This window comes from Actinomyces sp. Z16 (assembly GCF_003111765.1).
Taxonomy (GTDB): domain Bacteria; phylum Actinomycetota; class Actinomycetes; order Actinomycetales; family Actinomycetaceae; genus Actinomyces; species Actinomyces glycerinitolerans.
On sequence record NZ_CP027862.1, the window covers coordinates 3,755,537 to 3,761,642 of the forward strand.

At 69.1% G+C, this 6,106-nt stretch carries 7 protein-coding genes and 1 pseudogene; all 8 read right to left on the reverse strand.

Annotation, left to right across the window (positions count from 1 at the left end):
* Nucleotides 1-94 precede the first annotated feature (94 nt).
* The gene (locus C3B71_RS15625) at nt 95-1,390 is read right to left on the reverse strand and encodes a ParB/RepB/Spo0J family partition protein (RefSeq protein ID WP_108969337.1); all 1,296 of its coding nucleotides are present in this window, start codon (nt 1,388-1,390) and stop codon (nt 95-97) included.
* Nucleotides 1,391-1,392: 2 nt separating this feature from the next.
* Entirely contained in the window at nt 1,393-2,304 is a 912-nt protein-coding gene (locus C3B71_RS15630; protein ID WP_073333428.1) for a ParA family protein, read from the reverse strand.
* Between the two features lie 76 nt (nt 2,305-2,380).
* A complete protein-coding gene (gene rsmG, locus C3B71_RS15635) occupies nt 2,381-3,049 on the reverse strand; it encodes a 16S rRNA (guanine(527)-N(7))-methyltransferase RsmG (protein ID WP_108969339.1) in 669 nt (222 codons plus the stop codon).
* A gap of 4 nt (nt 3,050-3,053) precedes the next feature.
* On the reverse strand, nt 3,054-3,674 hold the full coding sequence (locus tag C3B71_RS15640) for a Jag family protein (protein WP_073333433.1): 621 nt from the start codon (nt 3,672-3,674) through the stop codon (nt 3,054-3,056).
* Between the two features lie 51 nt (nt 3,675-3,725).
* A complete protein-coding gene (gene yidC, locus C3B71_RS15645; RefSeq protein WP_108969341.1) occupies nt 3,726-4,913 on the reverse strand; it encodes a membrane protein insertase YidC in 1,188 nt (395 codons plus the stop codon).
* A gap of 232 nt (nt 4,914-5,145) precedes the next feature.
* Nucleotides 5,146-5,435: pseudogene (gene yidD, locus C3B71_RS15650) on the reverse strand (membrane protein insertion efficiency factor YidD); the annotation flags it as partial.
* The gene (gene rnpA, locus C3B71_RS15655; protein WP_234415965.1) at nt 5,432-5,824 is read right to left on the reverse strand and encodes a ribonuclease P protein component; all 393 of its coding nucleotides are present in this window, start codon (nt 5,822-5,824) and stop codon (nt 5,432-5,434) included. The pseudogene yidD and the gene rnpA, both read right to left, overlap by 4 nt.
* A 22-nt stretch (nt 5,825-5,846) precedes the next feature.
* Nucleotides 5,847-5,984 (reverse strand): 50S ribosomal protein L34, encoded by a 138-nt coding sequence (gene rpmH, locus C3B71_RS15660; protein WP_073333441.1) that lies wholly within the window; start codon nt 5,982-5,984, stop codon nt 5,847-5,849.
* Nucleotides 5,985-6,106 lie beyond the last annotated feature (122 nt).

Below are 6,106 nucleotides of genomic sequence, written 5' to 3' on the forward strand. Positions count from 1 at the left end.
CGCGTCTCCGTGGCGCAGCCGACTCGGTCCAGTTCGACCCACGCGCACGGTCGTCTCAAGGCCCTAGAGGCACATCGCCAGACGAGCGACCGTGTCAGCCCTCGTCCAGCGAGGTTCCCGGCGCCAGCGCCTCCACGATCCGCGCCAAATCCTCATCCCCAGCGAACTCGATGGTGATACGGCCCTTCTTGGCGCCCCGGGTGACCTTGACGCGAGTGTCGAAGGCGTCGGAAAGGCGCGTGGACAGCGCAGGCAGGGGGGTGTTGCGCGAGTGCCCCACCGTCTTCGCAGCGGCATGCGCCTCGGCCGGCTCTCCGTACACGGCCACGATCTCCTCGGTGGCGCGCACCGACAGTCCCTCGGCCACCACGCGCTGCGCCACGCGCTCCATGGCGGCGGCGTCGGGCAGGCCCAGCAGCGCGCGCGCATGGCCGGCGGACAGCACCTCCGCAGCCACCCGCCGCTGCACCAGCGGCGGCAGCTTCATCAGCCGCAGGGTGTTGGAGATCTGGGAGCGGGACCGAGCGATCTTCTCGGACAGTTCCGCCTGGGTGCAGTCGAAGTCCTCCAGCAGCTGCTGGTAGGCGGCCGCCTCCTCAAGCGGGTTCAACTGCACCCGGTGCAGGTTCTCCAACAGCGCGTCGCGCAGCAGTTCTTCGTCCGCGGTGTAGCGCACCACCGCCGGAATCGTCTCCATCCCGGCCGCCTTCGCGGCGCGCAGGCGCCGTTCGCCCATCACCAGCTCGTAAGCGGCGTCCTCGGGCGCGTCCGCGTTCTCGGAGCCCGCGGAGCCATCCACCGGCGCGTCCATGCGGCGCACCACGATCGGCTGGAGCAGGCCGACCTCCCTGATGGAGTCGGCGAGCTCCGCAATGTCGTCCTCGTCGAAAACCTGACGCGGCTGACGCCGGTTCGGCACGATCGCTGCGACCGGCAGCTCGGCGAAGGTCGCTCCCGGCACCGGCACCAACTCGATGTCGGCCTCTGCGTCAGCGCCGGCAGCGGATGTTTCACGTGAAACATCGACGGTGCTCGCCGCGGCCGCCTCGGTCATACCGGCCGATTCCGCCGGGCCCTGCGCGATCCCCGGGGAGCCCGCGGCGTCCACGTCGGTCTTCTTCGCGTCGCCCACAGCGTTCGGGTCCACCGGCGTCCGCGGACGCGTTCCAGTACTGCGCCCGCCCCGCCGGGAGCGCTTGGAGGGGGCGAGCAGGGTGGCGGCGATGTCATCCGCGTGGCGCGCCGTTTCGGGCTCGGTCCCCGCGGCGGCGTCGGCGCCCGGGCCCTCGGGGAAGAAGACGTCGGAGGGGCGGCGGCTGGGATTCTCCACCTGCGCGTCGGGGATGAGTGCCTGCAGCCCGCGTCCCAGGCCGCGCTTCTTCTGAGCCATCGTCATGCCTCCGTGGGTTCGTCCTGCCGAGCCTGCTCAACACCGCGCGCGGCGATCTCCATCGCGAGCTTCTTGTAGGCGACGGCGCCGCTCGAGCGGGGGTCCCAGAATACGACCGGGGACCCGAAGGACGGCGCCTCCGCCACGCGTACAGAACGGGGTATGCGAGTTGTGAGCGTGGCCGCCGGGAAGTAGGTGCGTACTTCCGCCTCCACCTCCTTGGCCAACGTGGTGCGCGCGTCAAACATGGTCAGGGCGATCATGGAGACGCTCAGGTCAGGATTGTGAATCTGGGCGATGCGATCCACCGAGCGCGTCAGCAGCGCCAAACCCTCGAGTGCGTAGTACTCGGCCTGCATGGGAATGAGTACCTCCCCGGCGGCCACGAAGGCGTTAATCGTCATAATGCCGAGGCTGGGCGGGCAGTCGATGAGTACGTAATCCATGCGAGGCAGCCCCTGCGCCTCGCGGTCCCGCAGGAACTCCTCCAGCGCGAGCCGCATGCGCGACTCACGCTGCGAAGAGTTGATCAACTCGATCTCCACGGCGGCGACGTCGAGCGTTGAGGGCACGCACCACAGGGTCTCGGCGAAACGCGTGCGCACCGCCACGTCCTGGATGCGGGCGCCCTCAACCAACACGTCGTAGATGGAGGCCTGATCCTCGTCGTGCTCGACCCCGAGCGCCGTCGAGGCGTTGCCCTGCGAGTCCGCGTCCACCACCAGCACCTGCAGCCCTGCCTCGGCCAGTGCGGCCGCGACATTGACCACGGTGGAGGTCTTGCCCACGCCGCCCTTCTGGTTGGCGACGGCGATGATGCGAGTGTGCTCGGGCCGGGGGAATCCGCCCTCGGCGACTTGATCCAGGGCTGAGCGGTCAGCGCGGAGCTGATCGAAGATAGACGATCCTGACAATCTGCTTCTCCTACGGCGTCCGGTTGGCGTACGCCTTTCGGCGCTTCAGTCTACGTGAGCGGCCGCCGCCGATCGGTCAGCGCGAGGCGGGCCGTCGAACCTCAACGACCTTGGTGACCTCTTCACCGGGGGTGACCACCTCGTGGATGACGGCCGGCTCAAGACGCGCCCGCTTGATCACATACTTGGCGTCCGCCACCTCGGCCTCCGCCCGCGCGCCCTTGAGCGCAAGCAGACTGGCACCCGGCCGCAGCAGAGGTGAGGTCAGCCTTACCACCTTTGAGAGGTTCGCCACTGCTCGCGCGGTGACGGCGTCATACTTGGCGCGCAACTCCTCTGCCCGCGCGCGCCGGACGGTGACATTGTCCAGGTCGAGCTGCGCGACGACGTCGTCGAGCCACTGAGTGCGCCGCTCCATGGACTCCACCAGCACCACATCGAGGTCCGGCCGCAGCAGGGCGACGACGATGCCGGGAAAGCCGGCGCCGGAACCGATGTCCGCCACCCTGCCATGGTCGGGCAGGAACGGGACCACGGCGGCGGAGTTGACGATGTGCCTGGTCCACAGGCGCGGCAGCTCGCGCGGCCCCACCAGCCCGCGCAGCTCACCCTCCTCGGCGAGCACGTGGGCGAAGTGTTCGGCCGCGCTGAAGGCGGGGCCGAACATCGCCCGCATCTCCGCGGTCGGCTCCTCCACCACCACCGGCTCGCCGGGCTGCGGGGCGGCGGGGTCGAGCGTCGCCATCGGCTCAGGCCTGCTCGTCGTCGGTCGCCTCGTCGGCGGCGCCCGCATCCGGCGCGCCTTGTTCCACCTCATCCGAGCCGTCGACCTCGTCGACGTCCTCCGGCTCGTCGTCGGGGAGCATGACCACCACGTGCCGGTGCGGCTCGGTGCCCTCGGACTCGGAGAACAGGCCGGCCGCGGCGACGACGTCGTGGCAGACCTTCCGCTCGAAGGGGTTCATGGGCTCCAGCGCCACCGGTTCGCCGGTCGCCTTGACCTTGTTGACCGCCTCGGCGGCAACCTTGGTCAGCTCGGCGCGGCGCGCCGCACGGTAGCCGTTGATGTCCAACATCAGCCGGGAACGATTGCCGGTGCGCGCCTGGACGGCCAGGCGGGTCAGCTCCTGGATCGCCTCCAGGACCTCGCCGTCGCGGCCGACCAGGTCGGCCAACTCGCGCTCGTCGCCCGCCTCGGAGGCGATGATCGCCACCGAGGCCCGACCGTGGTCGACGTCGATGTCGATGTCGCCGCCGAGATCGACGATGTCGAGGAACTCCTCCAGGTAGTCGGCGCCGATCTCGCCTTCCTCCTCGAGGTCCTTGACGCTGCTGGCCTGGTGCTTGGGGTGCTGTGCGTGCTCGCTCATGGGACTGTCTGCTTCGCCTCTCGTGGATGCCCTGCCTCCGGTGATCCGGACTCAGCGGGGCTTGCGCTTGTTGTTCTTCTTGTTCTTACCGGCCTGACCCTTGCGTTTGGCGGCCGCCTGCTTGCGGGCCCGAGCACGCCGCTCGTAGCGGCGCCGGGCGATCTCCTCCTGGGTGAGGCCGACGGCGTTGGTGCGCCGATCGGCGTCGTTGGTGTCCGACTCGGTGTCCTCGGGCGCGGTCTTGTCCAGGTTCGCGGCGGTCGAGGCGTTCTGCGGGCGCTTCTTCTGCCGGTCCTTGCGGACGGGCTGGGCCCGCTGCCCGGTGCGGATGGTGCCCTCGGCCTCGGCCTTGGCGCGTTCCTCCTCCTCCAGCGAGGGCAGTCCCTTGCGGGCACGGCGGGCGTTCTCGCGGGCCCGCATCTTCTTCTCGGCCTCGGAGCCGGGTGCGGGCATCTTGCGGATGGTGAAGAACTGCTGCCCCATGGTCCACAGGTTCGTAGTCACCCAGTACACCAGCACGCCGATCTGAAACTGCACGCCGGTGAAGGCGAAGAAGATCGGCATGATCGTCATCATCATGCGCTGGGAGCGCATGGCCGGGTTGTCGGAGTTCTTGGTCGCCTCCGGCATGTTCTTCATGCTCAGCTGCGCCATCGTGTACCACTGGGTGACGCTCATCAGGATGATCATCACCACGGTCACGATCTTGACCGTGACATCGCTGGAGTTCATGAAGGAGGCCGACAGCGGCGCCCCGAACAGCGTTGAGGCCTGCACCTGCTCGGCCAGGGCGGCGGTGAGCGGACCGATGGAGTCATGGTCCGGGTAGGTGCCGGTGGCGACCGCCTCCAGGTTGGCCAGCACGCGGAACAGCGCGAAGAACACCGGCATCTGGATCAGGATGGGCAGGCAGGAGGCGAAGGGGTTGGTGTTGTGCTTGCGGTACAGCGCCATCATCTCCTCCTGCTGGCGCTGCTGTGAGGCGGGGTCCTTCTTGCCCTTGTACTTCTCCTGCAGTGCCTGCAGCTCGGGCTGCATGAGCTGCATGCCGCGGGACGCGCGAATCTGCCGGACGAACAGCGGCATGATCAGCAGCCGCACGAACATGGTCAGGCCGACGATCGAGATGACCCAGGCGACGCCGGGCCCATCGGAGAATCCGATGAAGACCAGGAATCGGTGGATGGTGACCATGACCCAGGCGACCGCGACCTTGAGGGGCCACAGGATCGTGTCCATTGCACTCCTTGTTTACGAACTTACGACGCTAACGACGCCGACGGCGCCTGATGGGCTGCCGACCGCCCGGGCGCTATCGGCACGGGGCGGGTCGGCGGACTTGCGGTGACTGACGAATCGGTGGGGACGGGGACTACTAGGCGGTGACACTCGCTGGCAACACGCGTCCATCGGCGTCGGGCGGGGCACCCGAACGGGGGCGCTCATCCGGGCAGTGCGGGTTATTAGCGGCAAAGCGCGGCACGTCGGGGGCAGGTGGTAGCGCCACCGACCCGGGTCGGGGACATGGTCGACGCCCCCGCGCGTGAGCGGGTTGCACCGCAGTAGCCGCCAGGCGGCCAACACTGTGCCCTTGAGCGCACTGTGCACCTTGATCGCCTCAACGGCGTAAGCGGAGCAGGTGGGGTAGTAGCGGCAGCGGCGCGGCAGAGCCGGAGAGATCCAGCGCTGATACAGGCCCACCAGGGCCAGAGCCGCGCGGGCCGCGGCGGAGGGGCGAGGAGCTTGTGGTGAGCAGGTCATCGACGCCGTCCGGTGTGTGCGAGGTGGCGGCTGCGGGCTAGCAACCGGTCCAGATCCGCGGCCAGCTGTTCGCTGGTCGCGCCGTCGGCACCGGCCAGGCCACGCACGACCACACGCGCACCCGGCTCCAACGTGTCCAGGCGCGCGCGCATCAGTGCACGCACACGCCGCTTGATCCGGTTGCGGTGGGTGGCGCGGGCGACCTGCTTCTTAGAGACGACGATGCCGACGCGGGCCTGCGGCAGCGCGTCTACGGCCCCGGCCGCGTCCGCTTCGGGACGAGAGTCGGGGCCGTAATTCGGTCCGGCGCAGTAGTGCACTACCAGTCGGCGACTGCCGCTGCGCGCACCGGACCTCACTGCGGCGGAGAAGTCCTCCGACCGCAGCATCCGGTGCGCCGCCGGAAGCACCTCAGGCCGCGAGACGGGCGCGGCCCTTGCGGCGGCGCGAGGCCAGAACGGCGCGGCCGGCGCGGGTGCGCATGCGCTTACGGAAGCCGTGCACCTTGGCGCGGTGACGGTTGTTGGGCTGGAAGGTCCGCTTGCTCACGGGTGTTCTCCTGGTGCGGTGATCGGAACCGTGCATCGCCAATCGCGGCACGGTCGCTCGTGTTGGCTGCCCCATGGTCCGGGACGTGACTCCACACGAACGTCCGCACCACCATAGGGGCA

Bases quoted from the DNA above. Each gene is read 5' to 3' on its own strand.
- C3B71_RS15625 (WP_108969337.1), bottom strand. From the start codon at position 1,390: ATGGCTCAGAAGAAGCGCGGCCTGGGACGCGGGCTGCAGGCACTCATC.
- rsmG (WP_108969339.1), bottom strand. From the start codon at position 3,049: ATGGCGACGCTCGACCCCGCCGCCCCGCAGCCCGGCGAGCCGGTGGTG.
- C3B71_RS15640 (WP_073333433.1), bottom strand. From the start codon at position 3,674: ATGAGCGAGCACGCACAGCACCCCAAGCACCAGGCCAGCAGCGTCAAG.
- yidC (WP_108969341.1), bottom strand. From the start codon at position 4,913: ATGGACACGATCCTGTGGCCCCTCAAGGTCGCGGTCGCCTGGGTCATG.
- rnpA (WP_234415965.1), bottom strand. From the start codon at position 5,824: ATGCTGCGGTCGGAGGACTTCTCCGCCGCAGTGAGGTCCGGTGCGCGC.